The sequence below is a fragment of the Roseovarius sp. TE539 genome, assembly GCF_003298505.1.
GTDB lineage: Bacteria > Pseudomonadota > Alphaproteobacteria > Rhodobacterales > Rhodobacteraceae > Roseovarius.
The window spans coordinates 1-857 of sequence record NZ_QNGB01000073.1 but is presented as its reverse complement, the minus strand read 5'-3'; the positions used below and the strand labels follow the sequence as shown (position 1 = coordinate 857).

Annotated in this window: 1 pseudogene; it reads right to left on the bottom strand. The window is 60.1% G+C overall.

Features of this window, described 5'->3' with window-relative positions:
• Window positions 1–127 precede the first annotated feature (127 nt).
• Window positions 128–712: pseudogene (locus tag DQW77_RS17920) on the bottom strand (IS3 family transposase); the annotation flags it as partial.
• Window positions 713–857: the final 145 nt, after the last annotated feature.

Here is an 857-nt window from a genome sequence, read left to right as displayed (position 1 = left end):
GCCGTCGCAGTTGCACTGAACGGCAGACCGAGAAAGACGCTCGGTTGGAGGACGCCCGCAGAGGCGCTGGACGAGTTCATGATAATGGAACAAGATCGTGGTGTTGCGACGACCGGTTGAGACCGCCTTGCCCGCCGCGATCCGAGTGGTGAACCAAGCCGCCTTTCTGAACAGGCCGTCGATCATGCAGGGCCTGTTCAAGAGCATCGAGAACAAAGTCAGTTTTGGCAGACCGAGAGACCCGCCATCCGACGATGCGATCAGCGAATGTGTCGATGACAAAAGCCACATAGACAAAACCCTGCCATGTCGACACGTAGGTAAAGTCGCTGACCCAGAGTAAGTTGGGCGCAGGTGCTCGGAACACGCGGTTCACCTTGTCACGCGGACAAGGCGCTGACGTGTCAGGGACGGTTGTTTTGACCACCTTGCCGCGCACAGCCCCACGGATGCCGATCTGTTTCATCAGTCGCTCCACCGTGCAGCGTGCCACCTCGAAGCCCTCACGCGTCAGCTGATGCCACGCCTTGCAGACCCCGTAGGCCTGGTAATTCTCATCCCAGACCCGTTTGATTTCTGGGCGTAGCACCGCATCCCGCTGATGGCGTTCCGAAGCTTTGGACGGATCAGCGAGGCACGCCAAGCGGTGGTAATATGTCGACGGCGCGATCGGCAGGACCCTGCAGATCGCACAGACGCCGTAGACAACGCGTCCGGCATGGGCCTCGGACTGACCTGCCCCATTTTTCAGGGCCACTCGCAAGTCGAGTCTGTTCCTCATTTGTTTGCCATCATTCGGCGGCGTGAGCAATGGGCGCAGGCGCGGAGCCATCAACTCGCTCAAGCGGCTGCGCCCA